The sequence below is a fragment of the Pseudomonas sp. WC1 genome, assembly GCF_050586565.1.
Lineage (GTDB): Bacteria > Pseudomonadota > Gammaproteobacteria > Pseudomonadales > Pseudomonadaceae > Aquipseudomonas.
Genome location: NZ_JBOBDQ010000012.1, coordinates 33424 through 52511, shown reverse-complemented (window position 1 = coordinate 52511; position 19088 = coordinate 33424). Strand labels below are relative to the sequence as shown.

The following is a 19088-nucleotide window of genomic DNA, read 5'->3' as shown; positions in this document are numbered from 1 at the left end:
CCGCAAAACCGGGAGCCGCGATGAATCAGGACCGCCACATTCCAAGCGAAGACGATGCAATCACCGATGCCGCCGCGCATTGGTGCATGCGCCTGCACGCCGACGATTGCACGGCGGCCGAGCGTGAGGCGTTCGGCCAATGGTTGGCTGCCGACCCGCGGCATGCCGAGGAATACCAGGCGATGCTGGAAATCTGGGACACCGCCGACCTGCTGCCGCGCACCGCCCAGGTGATCCCGCTGCCCGTGCGGCGCCCTGCGGCGACGCGCCACTGGCGCCCGTTCGCCTCCGCCGCGGCCATCGCCCTGCTCGCCCTGCCGCTGGCAGGCTGGCTCGGCTGGGAACAGGGCTGGCTGCCCAACGGCTACCAGCATTTCGAAGCCACCGACCACCTGCGGCAGGTACGCCTGGGCGACGGCAGCAGCGTCGAGCTGAACCTCAACAGCGAGCTGCGCTTCCTGAACTTCAAGGATGAGCGCCGGGTCACCCTGATCAAGGGCGAGGCGTTCTTCAAGGTCACCCACGACAGCAGCCACCCGTTCATCGTCCACGCCGCCGACGGCCAGACCCGGGTCACCGGCACCCAGTTCAACGTGTGGAAGTACAAGGACCAGGTCAAGGTGACGCTGGTGGAAGGTTCGGTGCTGGTCAGCAGCGGCGGCGGCTCCGGCGGCTATCGCCTTGGCCCGGGCATGCAGGCCAGCTACCACAAGGGCGATTTCGAACCCGAACTGAACCAGAGCGACGACTACGCCAACAGTCTGGCCTGGCGCAGCGGCAGGCTGGTGCTGGACAACCTCAGCCTCGGCCAGGCGCTGCCGGTGATCAACCGTTACCTGGACAAACCGCTCACCCTGGCCGACGACAGCACCGCCAACATTCGCATCAGTGGCATCTACAGCACCCGCGAGGTGGAACGCCTGGTCGACACGCTGCCCAAGGTGCTGCCGGTATACCTGACCCGCAGCAAGGACGGCAGCACCGTCCTCAACCGTATCGTGCCGGCGCCGACCCGCGGCTGATCAGAGGCGGCCTGTGCTCTCCTGGGGCGCGTGGGAGCGATGCGTCATATGGCACCGGCTGCGCCGGTGATCGCGGGGCTAGCCCGCTCCCACGCTGGCCCCTCGGAATCAGAGCGTCATCGCCGCCAACCAGCCAAACGCCAGCAGCGGCAGGTTGTAGTGGAGGAACGTCGGCACCACGGTGTCCCAGATATGGTGGTGCTGGCCATCCACGTTCAGCCCGGAGGTCGGCCCCAGGGTCGAGTCCGAAGCCGGCGAACCGGCATCGCCTAGTGCACCGGCAGTACCGACGATGCACACGGTGGCCAGCGGATCGAAGCCCAACTGCACGCAAAGCGGCACGAAGATCGCCGCCAGGATCGGCACGGTGGAAAACGACGAACCGATGCCCATGGTCACCAGCAGCCCCACCAGCAGCATCAGCAACGCACCAATGCCCTTGCTGTGGTCGATCCATTGCGCTGATGTCTCCACCAGGCTCTTCACCTCGCCGGTGGCCTTCATCACTTCGGCGAAGCCGGAGGCAGCGATCATTATGAAGCCGATCATCGCCATCATCTTCATGCCTTCGGTGAACAGGTCGTCGGTGTCCTTCCAGCGCACGATCCCCGACAGCGAGAAGATCAGGAATCCGACCATCGCGCCGATGATCATCGAGTCCAGCCACAGTTGGATGATGAACGCCGCGGCGATCGCCACCCCAGCCACCAGCAGGGTCACCGGGTTGTACTGCACGCTGACCTGCTCGACCTGCTCGATCCGCGCCAGGTCGTAATCACGTTTCTTGCGGTAGCTGAAGCACACCGCCAGCAACAGGCCGGCGAGCATGCCCGCGGCGGGAATGGCCATGGCGTGGGTGACATTGACCCCGCTCACGTCGACGCCGGCGCGGGCGACGTTGGCCAGCAGGATCTCGTTGAGAAAGATGTTGCCGAAACCGACCGGCAGGAACATGTACGGGGTGATCAGGCCGAAGGTGATCACACAGGCAATCAGCCGGCGGTCGATGCGCAGGCGGGTCAGCACGTACAGCAGCGGCGGCACCAGCAACGGGATGAAGGCGATGTGGATCGGCAGGATGTTCTGCGACGACACCGCCACCACCAGCATCAGGCCGATCAGCAGCCACTTGATCTTGCCACCGTCGGCATGGCCCTGGCGATCGATCATCGCCAGGGCCCGATCGGCCAGGGCATGGGCCAGGCCGGACTTGGCAATGGCCACCGCGAAGGCGCCGAGCAGCGCGTACGATAACGCCACCGTGGCACCGCCACCCAGGCCACCATTGAAGGCCTTGAGGGTGCCCTCGATACCCAGCCCACCGACCAGGCCTCCGGCCAGGGCGCCGATGATCAGGGCGATGACCACATGCACACGGGACAGGCTCAGGATCAGCATGAGCCCGACCGCGGCAATCACTGCATTCATGGTGTGCAAACCTCATTACGACAGACAAAAAGCGGGCATTCCGGCGACAGACTGCGCGCAGGCAGTGGCCGGACCAGGGGATGTTGTTATGAAGGGCGCACACTCTGAAGCACAGACCGGCAGAAGTCAAAAGCGTCTGCGCCGCGGCCCTTTGTAGGGAATAGACGAAAGTCGCAGGGTTTAATTGAACGTTTGAATAAAGAAAAATCCGAGCAGGCCGACACAGTCGGCAGCATCAAACCTATTACAAGGGATTTTCCCCATGCCTTTGCTGCGACAACTCTCCATCCAATGGAAGATCACCCTGCTGGCGGGCCTGTGCCTGGCGGCAATCGTCACCCTGCTCGTCGGCCTTTCGCTGTACCGCATGGACCACAGTTCGGACCTGGTGAAAGCCAGCAGCATGCGCATGCTCTCCGACTCGGCCCAGTCGCGCATCGAGTCCCAGGGCGAGGTCCAGGCCCTGAACATCCGTCGTCAGTTCATGGACGCCTACCAGTACGGCGCCGGTTTCGCCCGCCAGGTGCTGTTCCTGCGTGAGCAGGCGGAAAAGCGCTTCCTCGACGCCTACGATCTGCGCCAGGACATGACTGCCCAGGTGCGTGCCGCGCTGCAGGCCAACCCCGACCTGCTCGGCCTGTCGCTGGTGTTCGAACCGGGCGCGCTGGATGGCAAGGACAAGCTGTTCGCCGGCCAGGGCGAGCTGGGCAGCAACGAGACCGGGCGCTTCGCCCTGTACTGGTCGCAGCCGCGGGTCGGCCAGCTGACCTCGATGGCGCTGCCCGAGCACGACATGGCCAACACCGAGATCGGCCCCAGCGGCCAGCCGGCCAACACCTGGTGGGTGTGCCCGCGCAGCACCGGCACCGTGTGCGTGGTCGAGCCGTACTTCTATGACATCGACGGACAGCGGGTGCTGATGACCAGCATCGTCTTCCCGCTCAAGGCTGGCGACAAGGTCATCGCCACCCTGTCCATCGACATCAACCTCAACAGTTTGCAGGCTTTGAGCCAGACCGCCAGCCGCAGCCTTTACGAGGGCCAGACCACCGTCGGCATCCTCAGCCCCGTGGGCCTGCTGGCCGGTTACAGCGCCGATGCCGGCAAGCTGGCTCAGCGCTTCGACCAGGTCGACCGGACCCTGGGCGCGGAACTGGTGCGCAAGCTCGCCGAAGGCAAGCTGCAGATCCTCCATGACCAGCAGCGCCTGAAAGTACTGGCCGCCTTCGAGCCGATCCCCGGCGGCAAGCCCTGGGGCGTGCTGCTGGACGTACCCGAAAGCGCCCTGACCGGGCCGGCCGAGGCGCTCAAGGTAGAACTCGACGCCCTCAACACCAGCGGCACCCTGCTCGAACTGGGCCTGGGCCTGGCCGCCGCCATCGCCGGCCTGCTGCTGGTGTGGCTGATGGCCCGCGGCGTGACCCGGCCGATCCTTGGCGTGGCCGCCATGCTCAAGGACATCGCCAGCGGCGAAGGCGACCTGACCCGCCGCCTGCAATACGACAAGCAGGACGAACTGGGCGAACTGGCCGGTTGGTTCAATCGCTTCCTCGACAAGCTGCAGCCGACCATCGCCGAGGTCAAGCGCTCGGTCCAGGCCGCCCGCGGCACCGCCGACCAGTCTGCGGCCATCGCCGCCGAGACCAGCGCCGGCATGGAACAGCAGTACCGCCAGGTCGACCAGGTGGCCACCGCCTCCCACGAAATGAGCGCCACTGCCCAGGATGTCGCCCGCAGCGCGGCCCAGGCCGCCCAGGCCGCGCGTGAAGCCGACCAGGCCACCCGCGAAGGCCTGGCGGTGATCGACCGCACCACCACCAGCATCGACACCCTGGCCGCCGACATGAGCGGCGCCATGGCACAGGTCGAAGGTCTGGCGCGCAACAGCGAGAAGATCGGTTCGGTGCTCGAGGTCATACGCTCGATCGCCGAGCAGACCAACCTGCTGGCGCTCAACGCCGCGATCGAGGCGGCCCGTGCCGGCGAGGCTGGCCGCGGCTTCGCCGTGGTCGCCGACGAAGTGCGCAACCTGGCGCGCCGCACCCAGGAGTCGGTGGAGGAAACACGCCAGGTGATCGAGGCCCTGCAGGCCGGCACCCAGGAAGTGGTCGGCGCCATGGACAGCAGCCATCGCCAGGCTCAGGGTGGCGTGGAACAGGTCGGCCAGGCCGTTACCGCGCTGCAGCGCATCGGCCAGGCGGTGACCGTGATCACCGACATGAACCTGCAGATCGCCAGCGCCGCCGAGGAACAGAGCGCGGTGGCCGAGGAGATCAACAGCAACGTCGCCACCATCCGTGACGTGACCGAGTCGCTGAGCGGCCAGGCCAACGAATCGGCACGGGTCAGCCAGTCGCTCAACAGCCTGGCCAACCAGCAGCAGGGGTTGATGGATCAGTTCCGCGTTTAACTGCCAAACGCCAGGGCCGCTCGCAGGTGGTCTCGGCTGCAAAGCCTCGTCGTCTACACTTTTGCCGGAACCCACGGACCGGCACCGACGAGGCCCCGATGAAGAAAGTTCCTACCCTGCTGGCCAGCCTGCTCCTTGCCTTCGGCCTGGCCAGCACCGACTCCGCCGCTGCGGCCGAGCAACCCATCCACTTCGGCGCCATCGGCTGGGAAAGCGGCGCACTGACCACCGAGATCCTGCGCCTGATCGTCGAACGTGGCTACGACTACCCCACCGACACCCTGCCCGGCAGCACCGTGAGCATGGAAGTGGCCCTGGCGCGCAACGACCTGCAAGTGATCGCCGAGGAATGGGCCGGGCGCAGCCCAGCCTGGGTCAAGGCCGAGCAGGCCGGCCAGGTGTTCGCCCTGGGCGACACGGTGAAGAACGCGGAGGAAGGCTGGTGGGTACCGGCCTACATCATAAAGGGCGACCCGGCACGCAACCTCGAACCCCTTGCGCCGGACCTGCGCAGCGTCGACGACCTCAAACGCTACCCCCAGGTATTCGACGACCCCGAGGCGCCCGGCAAGGGCCGCTTCCTCAACAGCCCCAGCGGCTGGACTTCCGAGACCGTCAACAGCCAGAAGCTCAAGGCCTATGGCCTGGACGGGCTGTACAACAACTTCCGCAGCGGCACCGGCGCGGCCCTCGACGCCGAGATCGCCGCCAAGATCAAGCTCGGCAAGCCCGTGCTGTTCTACTACTGGAGCCCTACTCCGCTGATGGGCCGCTACGACCTGGTACGCCTCGAAGAGCCCCCGTTCGATGCAGCCGCCTGGGCCACCCTCACAGATCCCGCCAATCCCGCTCCCAAAGGCAGCCGTTCGTTGCCGGCCAAGCTCTCGATCGGGGTGTCGAAGGCGTTTCGTGACGCCCACCCGGACCTGGTCGCCGTATTCGAGAAAGTCGACCTGCCCATCGACACCCTGAACAAGGCACTCGCCGACATGAGCGAAACCCGGCAGAAACCTCGCGACGCGGCGATCGCCTTCCTGCGTGACAACCCCGCGGTGTGGAAGGCCTGGCTGCCCGCCGAAAACGCCGCCAAGGTCGAGGCCGGCCTGTGAGCGGTGGTTTTCCCGAAGCCCTGCAATTTTCTTTCGCCGCTTGGGTCAACCGCCTGGTCGACTGGCTGGTCCTGCACTATGGCGACCATCTGCGCACCGTCTCCGACCAGTTGCTGCAACTGCTGCTAGGCCTGGAAAACCTGCTCCGCCTGCTGCCCTGGTGGCTGCTGCTGGTGCTGGTCGGCCTGCTGGCCTGGCATGCCAGCCGCAGCCTGGTCCGGGCGTTGATGCTGCCACTACTGCTGGCACTGATTGGCATGCTCGGGCTGTGGGACAAGCTGCTGCAGACCCTCGCCCTGGTGCTGGTCAGCACCGGCCTGTGCGTGCTGATCGGGGTGCCGCTGGGCATCCTGCTGGCCACCCGGCCCCTGGCCCGGCGCCTGATCCTGCCGGTGCTCGACGTGATGCAGACCCTGCCGGCCTTCGTCTACCTGATCCCGGTGCTGATGCTGTTCGGCCTGGGCAAGGTGCCGGCAGTGTTCGCCACGCTGATCTACGCCCTACCGCCGCTGGTGCGCCTGACCGAGCTGGGCCTTTCGCAGATCGACCCGTCGCTGCTGCAGGCCGCCCACGGCCTGGGTGCCAGCCGCTGGCAACGGCTGCGACGCATCGCCTTGCCGCTGGCCCTGCCAAGCATCATGGCCGGGCTCAACCAGTCGGTGATGATGGCCCTGTCGATGGTGGTGGTCGCCTCGATGATCGGCGCCCGCGGGCTGGGCGAGGACGTGCTGGCCGGTATCCAGACCCTCAACGTCGGCCAAGGCGTCGAGGCGGGCCTGGCGATCGTCGCGCTGGCGATGGTGATCGACCGCATCAGCCAGGCATACGGACGCCCCGGGCGTTGAGGCTCGCATTCGCGTATCGTACCTATTGCCCTCGACAGGGTGAGCCCGCCACGTCACGAACCGGAGCCCCGCGTGTCCCTCAAAGCCCTGCGCACCCTGGTCACCATCGCCCGCCATGGCACCTTCGCCCGCGCCGCCGACCTGCTGAGCCTGACCCCTTCGGCGGTGAGCCTGCACATCAAGACCCTGGAAGACGAGCTGCAGGTCGCCCTGTTCGACCGCAGCCGCCGCCAGGTGATGCTGACCGAGGCCGGCCAACTGGCGGTGGCCCGCGCCGAAGGCATCCTGGCTGCCTACGACGAACTGGCCGACACCCTGGCCAGTGGCACCAGCCTGCGCGGTCGCCTGCGCATCGGCGCGATCCACACCGTGCTCGCCCGGCGCCTGCCCAGGGCACTGGTGTGGATCAAGGCGCACCACCCCGAGCTGCATGTCAGCGTGGTGTCGGGCATGTCTGCGGAACTCGCCCGACGGGTGGAAGATGGCGAGCTGGACGCGGCGATCACTACCGAACCGGTCAGCCCCTACCCGCAAAGCCTGCAGTACACGCCGCTGTTCGAGGACCGCTTCTGGGCCATCGCCAGCCCGGATCTGTCGGGCCAGAGCTTGTCTGCGCTGCTCGCCAGCCAGCCGTTCCTGCGCTTCGACAAACGCGCATGGGCCGGCCGCCAGATCGAACAGGAACTGCGCCGCCAGCGCCTGCAAGTCAACGAACAGATGGAGCTGGACAGCCAGGAGGCCCTGGCGCGCATGGCGGCCATGGGGCTCGGGGTGGCGGTCATCCCCATGAGCGACGACGACCTCGACCGGCTGCCCGCCGCCACCGTGCTGCCCTTCGGTGAACCGCAGCTGACCCGGCGCATGGTGCTGCTGGAACATGAAAAGAGCCAGCGGCGGCACCTGAGCGCGGTGTTGAAGACCGCGCTCGAGGCTTGAATACTGGCGAACGCGCTACGCAGCGGTGTAGACAGTGCATTTTTCTCAACGGTCACTCAAGAAAACACCGTTTTTTCTGCTCACTCAACTCCGCTAGTCTGTGCCCGTACCCGGCCACGGACCACCCGCCATGCTCCACCTGCTGCTCACTACTCTCGTCCCGATCATCCTGCTCATCGCCCTGGGCACCTGGCTGCGGGTCCGTGGCTTTCTCGCCGAAACCTTCTGGCCCGGCGCCGAACGCCTGAGCTATTACGTGCTGCTGCCGTCGTTGTTCCTGCACGGCCTGGCCACCGCCAACCTTGAAGGCGTGCCGGTACTGGGCATGGTCGGCGTGCTGATGCTCTCGACCCTACTCGGCGCCCTGCTGCTGGTGCTCTACCAGGGCGTTGCCAGCCATGACGGCGGCGACTTCACCTCGGTGTTCCAGGGTGGCGTGCGCTTCAACAACTACATTGGCGCCACCCTGGCCGCCGGCCTCTACGGCACTGCCGGCATCGCCCTGGCGGCGGTGGCCAACGCCGCCATCGTGCCGCTGGTCAACCTGCTCTGTGTGCTGGTATTCGCCCGCTTCAGCGCACGCCACAGCTCACCGACCACAGTGCTCAAGGCGATCTTCGCCAACCCGTTGATCATCGGCTGCGCGGCTGGCCTGTTGCTACGGGTAACCGGCCTCGGCCTGCCGGCCGGCCTGGAGCCCACGGTCAAGGCCCTGGGCCAGGCGGCGCTGCCGCTTGGCTTGCTGTGCGTCGGCGCGGCGCTCGGCGGGGCGCGACTGGGCCAGCAGGTCAGGCCGGTGCTGGCGGCGTCGCTATTCAAGTTCCTGGTCATGCCGGTGACCACCTGGGGCCTGTGCCGGTTGCTCGGGCTGGGTGGCCAGGCAGCGGTGGTGGCGGTGCTGTTCCAGGCACTGCCCACCGCTTCCTCGTCCTATGTGATGGCCCGGCAGATGGGCGGCAATGCACCGTTGATGGCCACCATCATCGCCCTGCAGACCATCACCGCCGCCGCGACCCTGCCCCTGGTGCTGAGCCTGACACTGAATTGAAGCCGAACGGCTAGACTGTGAACAGCCCTCTCGCGGAGTCTCGATCATGCGCCTTGCGTGGATGCTGTTCGGTGTGTCCCTGACCCTGCTCGCAGGCCCCCTCCCCGCCGCTGACAGCCAGCAGGCCGCCGTTGCCGAAGACAAGGCGCAGGTGCTCGAGGAGAAGGTGGTCGAGGACGCCCCGCCGCCGAAAAAACAGGAAACCCTGACTCCCGGCGAAGTCCAGGCCGTCGACCCGGCGGGCCAGGCGCCGATGGACGACAGCATCACCTGCCTGGCCCGCACCATCTACTGGGAAGCCAAGGGCGCCGACGCCGAGGACATGAGCGCGGTGGCCAGCGTGGTGCTCAATCGCCTCGGCCACGAAGGCTTCCCCGACAGTATCTGCGCGGTGGTCAAGCAGGGAGTCGAGAGCAAGAGCTGCCAGTTCTCCTGGTGGTGCGACGGGCGCCCCGATCAGGTGGAAGAAGCGCAGCGCTACGCCGTGGCCAAGGAAATCGCCCGCAAGGCACTCAACCAGCAGCTCAAGGACCCCACCGGCGGCGCCCTGTATTTCCATGACCGTAGCGTCCGCCCCGACTGGGCCAAGGCCTATCGCAAGACGGCCCAGACGACGCACTTCCTGTTCTACAAGCCGAACCAGGCCTTGGCCCGCTAGGCATCAGAAACCGACCGTTGCCGATACCCGCCAGGTCAGGCCAGTAGGCGATGTCGAGCACATTTTGCACGCTGGCGCACAGGCGTGGGCAAGGGGCGAATCAGAGAGTTCAGGGACATCCGCAATGCACCTGTTGGAGGGTGATGCCCTGAGTGCGCGCGTTCACAGCGCCACCAACAGGCAATGCTCGCACGCCCTGACCATGTAGCGCTTGGCCGTGCGCTCACTGACGCTCACTGACCCGCAGGCGGGCGGTGATATTGGCGTAGTCCAGGCATCGCTGGAGCCAGCCGCGATGTGCTTGATAGAGAGCGCTTAGCGGAGGGACGGTTGCTGCGGTGGACTCGGTCATCAAGAGCACGCTGATGCGGGTGTAGATGAGACGGTTCTCTTTGACTTCAATGCATTGGCCAATCGCTGCGGCCCTGAGGGGAATGCAGTTATGTTCGCCATTTCACTGAGCTGCCCACCCCGAGTTACATCAGTCGAACTCAATAGGAGGCTGACAGTCGCCGGCTGAACTTCGAGCCGTCCCGGCCGGGCATACGCTTGATCCAACGTCACCGATGAACGTGGCGGCAACCTGCAGCGTCTTCTGCGCAATGCTGCTTTGGAAAAACGGTGAAGCGCCCTTGGGAGAGCTCTCCGGCTCATTGCCATAGGCTATCTGGGTCAAGCTTGCAGATACCAGCAACGCGGCCGATACAACCTTTTTCATACAGTGTCCTTACAGTAATTTCTGGTTTCATTAGCGCAGACGAAGCATTTTCTCCTGCAGCCCGACAGACTCTATCTGTCATTCATCCCAGGCAGCGTTAGGAAAAGACCACTTCGCCGCTTTAAAGCACTCCGCTAGCTTGTGGGAAATAGTACTGGAGGACATGTCGGCGCCAGGTACCGGGCCAGCCGCCGTGAGGCCGCGCGGGCTGCGCTCGGCCTCACGGCTGCTGCCCTCTACCGCCCAACCCCCAGCATCCCGCGCTCGACGATGAAATCGATCACTGCCTGCAGCCCCTCGCCCTTCTTCAGGTTGCTGAACGTCCACGGCCGCTCCGGGCGCATGCGTCGGGTGTCGCGCTCCATCACCTCCAGCGACGCCCCCACATAGGGCGCCAGGTCGGTCTTGTTGATCACCAGGAAGTCCGACTTGGTGATGCCCGGCCCGCCCTTGCGCGGGATCTTCTCGCCCTCGGCGACATCGATCACATAGATGGTCAGGTCGGCCAGTTCCGGGCTGAAGGTGGCGCTGAGGTTGTCCCCGCCACTCTCGACGAAGATCACCTCGAGGTTGCCGAACTGGCGCGCCAGCGCCTCGACGGCGGCCAGGTTCATCGAGGCGTCCTCGCGGATCGCCGTGTGCGGGCAGCCGCCGGTCTCGACGCCGACGATACGCTCAGGCTCCAAGGCCCCGGCTTCGGTGAGGATGCGCTGGTCTTCCTTGGTGTAGATGTCATTGGTCACCACGGCGATCTGGTAGTGATCACGCATGGCCTTGCACAGGGCTTCGAGCAGCGCGGTCTTGCCGGAGCCGACCGGGCCGCCGACGCCGACACGCAGGGGTTGCTGGTAGTTTTGCATCGTGGCAGTCCTCAGGAACGGAACAAACGGGTGTATTGGGTTTCATGGCGCGACGAAGCGATGGCCAGCAATGGCAGGCTACCGCCTAGCTGTTCGTCGTCCAGGGTCAGGGCATGATCGAGCACGGCAGGCAGTTCCTCGCCCAAGTCGCGCAGCAGGGTCTGGGCGGCCTGCTGGCCGAACGGCACCAGCTTCACCCCCGCCATCACCGCGCCTTCGAGCCAGGCAAAGCCATGGCCCAGGGCGAGCTGGCGCAGCGGGATCGACCAGTGCACCCCAAGCCAGGCCATGCCGCCCAGCTGGCTGAGCTCAAGGCTGGCGCGCCAGGCCGGCTCCTGCCCCAGTTGCCAGCCATCGAGCAGACGTGCCAGGGCGCTGCCGCGCTGCCGTTCCTCAAGGCGCAGTTCGGCGGTCTCGCGGTTGGCCAAAAGAAACTGGCTCCAGTGCGCGAAGGCGTCGGCATCGTCCGCCTGGCAGGCCTTGTACAGGCGCGCCAGCAACGGCCAGTCGAGGTAGCCGAGGGTGTCGTGCAACTGCTCGCGCTGCCAGGCGGCGAAGCCTTTGGCGTCCTTCACCCAACCGGCTTCCACGGCCCATTCCAGGCCTTGCGAGTAGGTGAAGCCGCCCACCGGCAAGCCGGGGCTGGCCAACTGCAGCAAGCGCAGCAGCGCCAGGTCGCTGTGCATCAGCCGGCCAGCACCAGCGCAGCGCCCGCCAGCAGACCGCCGCCGAAGGCCTTCTGCAGGCCGGCATGGCGCCGCAGCAGGCAACCGACGCCAAAGCCCGCCGCCAGCAGCAGGCCGCTGACCGTGACGAAACCGGCACTGAACTGCCAGAACGCGCTGGGGGTGGCTTCCACGCCATGGGCCCAACCGTGGAACAGGGCGAATACCGGCATGATCAGCGACAGCAGCAGCTGACGGCTCGGCAACAGCATGGCGGCGGCGGCCACCAGCAGCGAGCCGAGGATCATCTGCTCCATGCCGACCACATCGCCGAACAGATGGCCACACACCGCGCCGCCGAACATCGCGGCCAGGGTCGCCAATGGCAAGGTCAGGTTGCGTCGCGTGAGGGCGGCGAGTACGCCGGTGCCAAGCAGCATCAGCAAGTGATCGAGGCCGGTCAGCGGGTGCAGCAGGCCATCCTGCAACGGGTTGCTGTCATGGCCGGGATGGGCGAAGGCCGGCAAGGCCACCATCAGCAGTACCAGGGCGAACGTCTTTTTCATTGTGGGCTCCAGGGTGAGGTCAGGAATGGGCTGGCAGGCGCACGAACGGGTGGTCATGGCCGTGGGAATGGCTGTGAGATGCGCTCTGGTAGGCGCCGGCCTCGGGCTCGAACGGTGCCTGTTCGGCCACCACCTCCAGCCCCAGGCCACGCAGCATGTCGTCGAGCACATGGTCGTGCTGGAAGCGCAACAGGCCCGGCTCGATCTGTAGCGGTACGTGGCGGTTGCCCAGGTGGTAGGCGGCGCGGGCCAGCAGGAGCGGATCGGCGCAGCGCACAGTCGAGACCGTCTCGGGAGCAGCGAGCACGCGAATGACCTGCTGGCCTTCAGCATCGGCCAGCAGTTCGCCGCCTCGCAGCAGATGGCCGCGCTCGAGCATCAGCCCAGCCTCGCGACCATCGTCCAGGGTGACGCGCAGGCGGCTCTTGATGCGGCTGTCGACATCCAGGGTGACGGTGCCGGTGATGGCTTCGGACTCAGTGATCCGACGGGTGAGGACAATCATGTTCGCTCCTTCAGAACAGGAAATAACGCTGCGCCAGCGGCAACTCGTGCGCCGGCTCGCACACCAGCAGCTCGCCATCGGCGCGAACCTGGTAGGTCTGCGCGTCGACTTCGATCAGCGGTTGCAGGGTGTTGTGGACCATGTCGGCCTTGCGTACCCGCCGGCAACCGTGGGCCACACCGATCAGGCTCTGCAGCTTCAGTTGCTCGGGTAGGCCACGGTCCAGTGCGGCCTGGGGCAGGAAGGTCATGCGCGTGGCATGCCGGGCCGCGCCCAGGGCGCCGAACATCGGCCGGTAGTGCACCGGTTGCGGGGTCGGGATCGAGCCGTTGATATCGCCCATCGGCGCCGTGGCAATCATCCCGCCCTTGAGCACCAGCGCTGGCTTGACCGCGAAGAACGCCGGCGCCCACAGCACCAGGTCGGCCAGCTTGCCCACCTCCACCGAGCCGACCTCGTGGGCGATGCCGTGGGTCAGCGCCGGGTTGAGGGTGTACTTGGCGATGTAGCGCTTGACCCGGAAGTTGTCGCTGTAGCTGCTGTCCGGGGCCAACGGGCCGCGGCGCAGCTTCATCTGGTGCGCCACCTGCCAGGTGCGCAGCACCACCTCACCGACCCGACCCATGGCCTGGGAGTCGGACGAGGTCATGGCGAAGGCGCCCAAGTCGTGGAGGATGTCCTCGGCGGCAATGGTCTCGCGGCGGATGCGCGACTCGGCGAAGGCGACGTCCTCGGCGATGCTCGGGTCCAGGTGGTGGCAGACCATGAGCATGTCCAGGTGCTCGTCCACCGTGTTCACGGTGTAGGGCAGTGTCGGGTTGGTCGAGGACGGCAGCACGTTGGCCTGGCCCGCCGCGCGGATGATGTCCGGCGCGTGGCCGCCGCCCGCCCCTTCGGTGTGGAAGGTATGGATGGTGCGATCGCCGATGGCGGCCAGGGTGTCCTCGATGCAGCCCGACTCGTTGAGGGTGTCGGTATGGATCGCCACCTGGATGTCCATTTCCTCGGCCACGCCGAGGCAACAGTCGATGGCGGCAGGCGTCGAGCCCCAATCCTCGTGCAGCTTGAGGCCCACGGCGCCAGCGGCGATCTGCTCGCGCAGGGCTTCGGGCCGCGAGGCATTACCCTTGCCCAGCAGGCCGATGTTGATCGGCAGGCAGTCGGCGGCCTGGAGCATGCGCGCCAGGTACCAGGGCCCCGGGGTGCAGGTGGTGGCGTTGGTGCCGGTGGCCGGCCCGGTGCCGCCGCCGATGAAAGTGGTCACGCCGCTGGTCAGCGCCTCCTCCACCTGCTGCGGGCAGATGAAGTGGATATGCGAGTCGATGCCGCCGGCGGTGACGATCTTGCCTTCGGCGGCGATCACCTCGGTGCCCGGCCCTACCGGTACCGTGACGCCGGGCTGAACATCAGGATTGCCGGCCTTGCCGATGGCGGCGATACGGCCATGCTTGACGCCGATATCAGCCTTGACGATGCCCCAGTGGTCGATGATCAGCGCATTGGTCAGCACCAGGTCCATGGCCTCGGCCGCGAGCATCTGGCCCTGGCCCATGCCGTCGCGGATCACCTTGCCGCCGCCGAACTTGACCTCCTCGCCGTAGATCGTGAAGTCCTTCTCCACCTCCACCCACAACGCGGTGTCGGCCAGGCGCACGCGGTCACCGACGGTAGGCCCGAACATGTCGGCGTAGGCCTGCCGGGAAATGCGGCTCATGCCCTGCCCTCCAGCACGCCCATCACCTTGCCCTGAAAGCCGTACACCTCGCGCTTGCCGGCGTAGGCCACCAGTTGCACGGTGCGCGCCTGCCCCGGTTCGAAGCGCACCGCGGTGCCGGCCGGGATGTCCAGGCGAAAGCCCCGGGTCGGCTCGCGCTCGAACACCAGGGCGTCGTTGACTTCGTAGAAGTGGTAGTGCGAGCCCACCTGCACCGGGCGGTCGCCATGGTTGGCCACGCTGACGCTGACGCTCTGGCGGCCGACATTGAGCTCGATGTCGCCTGCGGCGACCTGGACTTCTCCGGGAATCATGCCGGCCTCCTCAAACGATGGGTTCATGCACGGTCACCAGCTTGGTGCCGTCGGGGAAGGTCGCTTCGACCTGGACGTCGTGCAGCATTTCCGGCACGCCGGCCATCACCTGCTCGCGCACCAGCACCTCGCGGCCCAGGCTCATCAGATCGGCGACCGTGCGGCCATCGCGGGCGCCTTCGAGCACCGCGGCGCTGATCAACGCCACCGCCTCCGGGTAGTTCAGTTTCAGGCCACGGGCCAAGCGCCGCTCGGCCAGCAAGGCGGCGGTGAACAGCAGCAGTTTGTCTTTCTCTCGCGGGGTCAGCTCCATGGCGGCTCTCTCAGGTGGCCCAGATGCGCGGCGGGCACGGCGCCAGGCCAAGCACGGCCGGGCGCAGCAGGTGCCAGAGGCGCTGCAGGTTGCGTTGCAGGTGTTGGTTGTCGTGGTCGAGCAGGCGGATCACCAGCAGTGAGCCGAGCAGCGTCGCGCCAGCTGGGGTGTCGAGTTCGTCGAGAACCTGACGCACCCGCTCCAGCATCGCTGAGTCGGCGGGCGCTGCGCAGAAGGTGGCGAGCAACGGGTGCCCGGCCACCTTGCCCAGCTGCCCGCCCTCGATGCGCAGGCGCTCGTGCAGGCCGGGGTCGCCGGGCAGTTCGATGCGCAGGCGGCTGTCCAGCGCGCCCTCTTCGAAGCGCTCGTTCATCACCGGGCGACCCAGGCACAGCGTCTCCCAGGCCAGCAGGCGCGCGCCGGGCTCAAGGCTGAAACAGTTGTCGAGGCAGGCGCGGGCGCCATTGAAAAAGATACTGTCCTGCGGCAGCCATTCCAGAGTGCTGCCGGCGGCGAGGTGAAATCGCTGGGCGAGCCGTGCGGTGGGGCCGATGCTGCGGTAGAACTTGCTCGCGCCGGGCATCGTCAGCAAGGCATGGCTGCCGGGCTCGAGGTGGACATCAAGTTCGAGGCGGTCGCCGGCGACGATGCCCCCTGGCGGGTGCAGCACATAGACATGGCATGGCGCACCCTCCGGATAGAACGGCCGCTGCACCAAAAGAGGTCCGACATGACGCCGCGCACCAAGGCGGGTCACGTCATCGCGCTGGACGAAGCGCAACTGCAGGTGGGCGCTCCAGCCCGGGTCTGCCTGCGGTGGGTCGATCTGCTGCGCCAACGACATCCTCAAACCCCTGAAATCCATGGCCTGACGGCCGGATGAGGGCCCTGCGCGGGGCGCTTGCGGGCGCGCCGGGCTGACCACTCGATCAATATTCGCTGGAGGGATATAGCAGGGAGCGGGCCAACTGCGCAGATGAACGATGATGAAACTTTCGAACCGTCAGTCATGCCGCAAGGCTGCGGGCCAGAGCGGCTGCGCCCGGACGCGCAATTCAAGTGCCTGCCGGCGTGGCGAAGTAGGCTAAAGTGACCACCCTGCCCTTTTTCGAGCCAAGGATGCCCCCATGCAATTCGCCCCCGCCATTCCGATTCTGCGGATCTTCTCGGTCGACAAGGCCCGGGAGTTCTACCTTGATTTCCTGGGTTTCCAGCTCGATTGGGAACACCGCTTCGCCCCGGACCTGCCGCTGTACATGCAGATCCACCGCGATGGGTTGATCCTGCACCTGTCCGAGCACCACGGCGACGCCACGCCGGGCTCGGCGGTGTTTGCCCGGGTCGAGGACCTCAAGGCGCTGGAGCGCGAACTGCTGGCCAAGCGCTACGGCTACGCCCGCCCGCAGGCCGAGGCGGTCGACTGGGGCCTGGAAATGCAGGTTGCCGACCCGTTCGGCAACCGCCTGCGCTTCTGCCAGCAGATCGACAACGTCTGATGGCCAGCGGCAAGCGTGCACTGGCGCGCCTGGAGCGGGAGATGGTCGCCTGCCTGACCGAAGCCTGCGCCACTGCTCAGGGCGAGATCGTCGGTTTCGCCTGGCTCACCCACCAGGTGGACCTCAACGACTTCCCCGCCAGCCTGCGCATCACCTGGGTGTTCACCGACGACACCGACAAGGCTCGCGCGCTGGCCGGCACGGACAAGGCACGGATGATCGCGCTGACTGGCCAGGCGCTGAGCGACGCGGGGATCGCGCTGGACCATGTGGCCTGGCATGTGCGTTTCGACAGCGAAGAAGCCTGCTGGCGCGATCATGGCGGGGACTGGAACCGGCGCTTGCGCTGAGGCCAGCCCTCGCACGGGTAAAATTACAGAAGAATCCCACAACCAATTCGGAAGCACGGAGCTTCGTTCAACTGCAAAAACCTTTCACTGTCAGGCCCTGGGAAACACGCCCCAGCAACGAAAGGGAAGTCACAGTGCAATTCGAGAAAACCTATCAAGTCATCGCCAACCGCGGCATCGTGCTTGATGTTCATGAACTGACTATTCATCCAGCAGACCGCGCAAAGCTTGCAATGCTTGATTTCACGAGCGCTCGGCAGGCCAGCTATCGAGTGACAGAAACCTTGATACAGGTCTACGACCGTATGCAGACGAAGGGTCCATGCCAAGTTCGGGTATCGATCTCTATGGCGCTCACCAGAGAACAAGCCGATGCACTGAATGACCAACGCGGGCACGTCAGTGCGCTAATCAGCACATCTATTGGCGTACCTGTCGGCCTGGTCGCGCCAATAACCGGTGCCGCGCTGGGGGTGGCCATCGGCCCACTGGCAAGCAGCAGGTTACCGACTTACCACATGGGCGACAGGATGGTACACGTAGAGGCGAGTGTCAGCGGAGGAATCGGGCCGCAACGGTCAAGCCAATCGCTTATCATCCAGGCGCACCCATGAATGCCTTCATCGCCGCGGCGCTGCTCATACTTGCAGCAGCCGTGCTCTACCACAACCTTCGCGCTGCAAAGGTACGCAAATGGGCTGGGCTGTCTCTGCTTGGCGCAGGTGTGCTGATTTGGCGGTTCCTTCCTCATGGTCTGTACCTGGGCGTGGAATTGTCCATGTGGGTAACATTTCTGTTCTGCACAGGCTCAGGCCTGTTCGTTCATCGTAATCGTCATCACGACAGCGACTGACCCGAACGTACACGCCCGGCGGATTGTGTGACTGGCCGTTCCCGATCCGCGCCGGATGTATTAAGGTGGCGGGGTGCGCATATAAAAGCAGCCCGCCGTGTTCGGGCAAGAGCAATGAGGGTGTCATGAGTAACGAAAGCATTAACTGGGACAAGCTGGGTTTCGACTACATCAAGACAGACAAACGTTACCTGTCCGTATGGCGTAACGGCGAGTGGGACAAGGGCACCCTGACCGAAGACAATGTGCTGCACATCAGTGAAGGCTCCACCGCCCTGCACTATGGCCAGCAGTGCTTCGAAGGCCTGAAGGCCTACCGCTGCAAGGACGGTTCGATCAACCTGTTCCGCCCCGACCAGAACGCCGTGCGCATGCAGCGCAGCTGCGACCGCCTGCTGATGCCACGCGTCTCGACCGAACAGTTCATCGAAGCCTGCAAGCAGGTAGTCAAGGCCAACGAAAAATTCGTTCCACCGCACGGCAAAGGCGCCCTGTACCTGCGTCCGTTCGTGATCGGCACCGGTGACAACATCGGCGTGCGCACCGCCCCCGAGTTCATCTTCTCGGTCTTCGCCATCCCGGTCGGTTCGTACTTCAAGGGCGGCATGACCCCGCACAAATTCCTCATCTCCGACTTCGACCGTGCCGCCCCGCAAGGCACCGGCGCGGCCAAGGTCGGCGGCAACTATGCGGCCAGCCTGCAGCCAGGCTATGAAGCCAAGAAAGCCGGCTTCGCCGACTGTATCTACCTCGACCCGCTGACCCACAAGAAAATCGAGGAAGTCGGTTCGGCCAACTTCTTCGGCATCACCGCCAACAACGAATTCGTCACGCCGAAGTCGGTCTCGGTGCTGCCGGGCATCACCCGCCTGTCGCTGATGGAACTGGCCGAATCGCGCCTGGGCCTGAAGGTCATCGAGGGCGACGTGGAAATCGACAAGCTCGACCGTTTCGTCGAAGCCGGTGCCTGCGGTACCGCCGCGGTGATCACGCCGATCGGCGGCATCCAGTACAACGGCAAGCTGCACGTATTCCACAGCGAAACCGAAGTCGGCCCTGTGACGCAAAAGCTGTACGCCGAGCTGACCGGCATCCAGAGCGGTGACGTCGAGGCGCCAGCGGGCTGGATCGTCAAGGTCGTTTAAGCCTGTGCCGTCATGAGAAAGGGGCGTGCCAGCAATAGCACGCCCCTTTTTCTTTACTGCTGAGCCATCGCCCGGTCAGCCACGGCAGTATTGCGTAGATGAATTTTTCTTAAATCGCCGGTTGTCTATTCTT

The 19088-nt window shown here is 65.7% G+C and carries 22 protein-coding genes and 1 pseudogene; 13 read left to right on the top strand and 10 right to left on the bottom strand.

The features are described from left to right. The first annotated feature begins 20 nt into the window (after nt 1–20). Nucleotides 21–1022 (top strand): FecR family protein, encoded by a 1002-nt coding sequence (locus tag ACQ4OD_RS08105; RefSeq protein WP_139670938.1) that lies wholly within the window; start codon nt 21–23, stop codon nt 1020–1022. Between the two features lie 108 nt (nt 1023–1130). On the opposite strand, the gene ACQ4OD_RS08100 is transcribed toward ACQ4OD_RS08105, so the two are convergent. Further along, a complete protein-coding gene (locus ACQ4OD_RS08100) occupies nt 1131–2450 on the bottom strand; it encodes a Na+/H+ antiporter family protein (RefSeq protein ID WP_102682302.1) in 1320 nt (439 codons plus the stop codon). 262 nt (nt 2451–2712) lie between these two features. Here ACQ4OD_RS08100 and ACQ4OD_RS08095 point away from each other — a divergent pair. The 7 genes and pseudogenes from ACQ4OD_RS08095 to ACQ4OD_RS08065 all read left to right on the top strand — a co-directional run. Continuing rightward, nucleotides 2713–4002, top strand: a pseudogene (locus ACQ4OD_RS08095) (HAMP domain-containing protein); the annotation flags it as partial. A 102-nt stretch (nt 4003–4104) separates the two neighbouring features. Next, the gene (locus ACQ4OD_RS08090; RefSeq protein WP_371041468.1) at nt 4105–4860 is read left to right on the top strand and encodes a methyl-accepting chemotaxis protein; all 756 of its coding nucleotides are present in this window, start codon (nt 4105–4107) and stop codon (nt 4858–4860) included. Nucleotides 4861–4958: 98 nt separating this feature from the next. Continuing rightward, nucleotides 4959–5969 carry an ABC transporter substrate-binding protein gene (locus tag ACQ4OD_RS08085; protein WP_198754563.1) on the top strand — a complete coding sequence of 337 codons (1011 nt, stop codon included), beginning with the start codon at nt 4959–4961 and terminating at the stop codon, nt 5967–5969. After that, complete coding sequence (locus ACQ4OD_RS08080) at nt 5966–6814, top strand: ABC transporter permease (RefSeq protein ID WP_102682305.1); 849 nt, start codon at nt 5966–5968, stop codon at nt 6812–6814. Before ACQ4OD_RS08085 ends, ACQ4OD_RS08080 begins: the two co-directional genes overlap by 4 nt. A gap of 72 nt (nt 6815–6886) precedes the next feature. Further along, entirely contained in the window at nt 6887–7750 is an 864-nt protein-coding gene (locus ACQ4OD_RS08075) for a LysR family transcriptional regulator (protein ID WP_430944139.1), read from the top strand. A gap of 130 nt (nt 7751–7880) precedes the next feature. Next, complete coding sequence (locus ACQ4OD_RS08070; protein WP_102682307.1) at nt 7881–8798, top strand: AEC family transporter; 918 nt, start codon at nt 7881–7883, stop codon at nt 8796–8798. A 46-nt stretch (nt 8799–8844) separates the two neighbouring features. Further along, on the top strand, nt 8845–9456 hold the full coding sequence (locus ACQ4OD_RS08065; RefSeq protein WP_198754561.1) for a cell wall hydrolase: 612 nt from the start codon (nt 8845–8847) through the stop codon (nt 9454–9456). 481 nt (nt 9457–9937) lie between these two features. Here ACQ4OD_RS08065 and ACQ4OD_RS08060 read toward each other — a convergent pair whose 3' ends face one another. From ACQ4OD_RS08060 to ACQ4OD_RS08020, 9 genes are all read right to left on the bottom strand, one after another. Further along, nucleotides 9938–10174 carry a hypothetical protein gene (locus tag ACQ4OD_RS08060; protein ID WP_139670928.1) on the bottom strand — a complete coding sequence of 79 codons (237 nt, stop codon included), beginning with the start codon at nt 10172–10174 and terminating at the stop codon, nt 9938–9940. Nucleotides 10175–10410: 236 nt separating this feature from the next. After that, on the bottom strand, nt 10411–11034 hold the full coding sequence (gene ureG, locus ACQ4OD_RS08055) for an urease accessory protein UreG (RefSeq protein ID WP_102682309.1): 624 nt from the start codon (nt 11032–11034) through the stop codon (nt 10411–10413). A gap of 11 nt (nt 11035–11045) precedes the next feature. Then, on the bottom strand, nt 11046–11720 hold the full coding sequence (locus ACQ4OD_RS08050; RefSeq protein WP_198754559.1) for an urease accessory protein UreF: 675 nt from the start codon (nt 11718–11720) through the stop codon (nt 11046–11048). Then, nucleotides 11720–12265, bottom strand: a complete 546-nt coding sequence (locus ACQ4OD_RS08045) for a HupE/UreJ family protein (RefSeq protein WP_110699368.1) — start codon at nt 12263–12265, stop codon at nt 11720–11722. The genes ACQ4OD_RS08050 and ACQ4OD_RS08045 overlap by 1 nt, the downstream gene beginning before the upstream one ends. A 19-nt stretch (nt 12266–12284) precedes the next feature. Further along, nucleotides 12285–12770, bottom strand: coding sequence for an urease accessory protein UreE (gene ureE / locus ACQ4OD_RS08040; protein WP_430944138.1), 486 nt, complete (start codon nt 12768–12770; stop codon nt 12285–12287). Between the two features lie 10 nt (nt 12771–12780). Then, nucleotides 12781–14484 (bottom strand): urease subunit alpha, encoded by a 1704-nt coding sequence (ureC, locus tag ACQ4OD_RS08035; RefSeq protein ID WP_102682313.1) that lies wholly within the window; start codon nt 14482–14484, stop codon nt 12781–12783. Further along, entirely contained in the window at nt 14481–14798 is a 318-nt protein-coding gene (locus tag ACQ4OD_RS08030) for an urease subunit beta (RefSeq protein WP_110699374.1), read from the bottom strand. Before ACQ4OD_RS08030 ends, ureC begins: the two co-directional genes overlap by 4 nt. Before the next feature lie 10 nt (nt 14799–14808). Further along, the gene (locus tag ACQ4OD_RS08025; protein WP_139670924.1) at nt 14809–15111 is read right to left on the bottom strand and encodes an urease subunit gamma; all 303 of its coding nucleotides are present in this window, start codon (nt 15109–15111) and stop codon (nt 14809–14811) included. Between the two features lie 10 nt (nt 15112–15121). Next, nucleotides 15122–15955 (bottom strand): urease accessory protein UreD, encoded by an 834-nt coding sequence (locus ACQ4OD_RS08020; protein ID WP_198754557.1) that lies wholly within the window; start codon nt 15953–15955, stop codon nt 15122–15124. Between the two features lie 283 nt (nt 15956–16238). Between ACQ4OD_RS08020 and ACQ4OD_RS08015 the strand changes: the two genes are divergently transcribed. The 5 genes from ACQ4OD_RS08015 to ACQ4OD_RS07995 all read left to right on the top strand — a co-directional run bounded on the left by ACQ4OD_RS08015 (nt 16239) and on the right by ACQ4OD_RS07995 (nt 18955). Then, nucleotides 16239–16607 (top strand): glyoxalase superfamily protein, encoded by a 369-nt coding sequence (locus ACQ4OD_RS08015; protein WP_046855821.1) that lies wholly within the window; start codon nt 16239–16241, stop codon nt 16605–16607. Further along, nucleotides 16604–16957 carry a hypothetical protein gene (locus tag ACQ4OD_RS08010; protein ID WP_110699731.1) on the top strand — a complete coding sequence of 118 codons (354 nt, stop codon included), beginning with the start codon at nt 16604–16606 and terminating at the stop codon, nt 16955–16957. Before ACQ4OD_RS08015 ends, ACQ4OD_RS08010 begins: the two co-directional genes overlap by 4 nt. A 134-nt stretch (nt 16958–17091) precedes the next feature. Then, nucleotides 17092–17571, top strand: coding sequence for a hypothetical protein (locus tag ACQ4OD_RS08005; protein ID WP_139670920.1), 480 nt, complete (start codon nt 17092–17094; stop codon nt 17569–17571). Beyond that, on the top strand, nt 17568–17810 hold the full coding sequence (locus tag ACQ4OD_RS08000; protein WP_198754554.1) for a hypothetical protein: 243 nt from the start codon (nt 17568–17570) through the stop codon (nt 17808–17810). The genes ACQ4OD_RS08005 and ACQ4OD_RS08000 overlap by 4 nt, the downstream gene beginning before the upstream one ends. A gap of 125 nt (nt 17811–17935) precedes the next feature. Then, a complete protein-coding gene (locus ACQ4OD_RS07995; RefSeq protein WP_430944137.1) occupies nt 17936–18955 on the top strand; it encodes a branched-chain amino acid aminotransferase in 1020 nt (339 codons plus the stop codon). Nucleotides 18956–19088 lie beyond the last annotated feature (133 nt).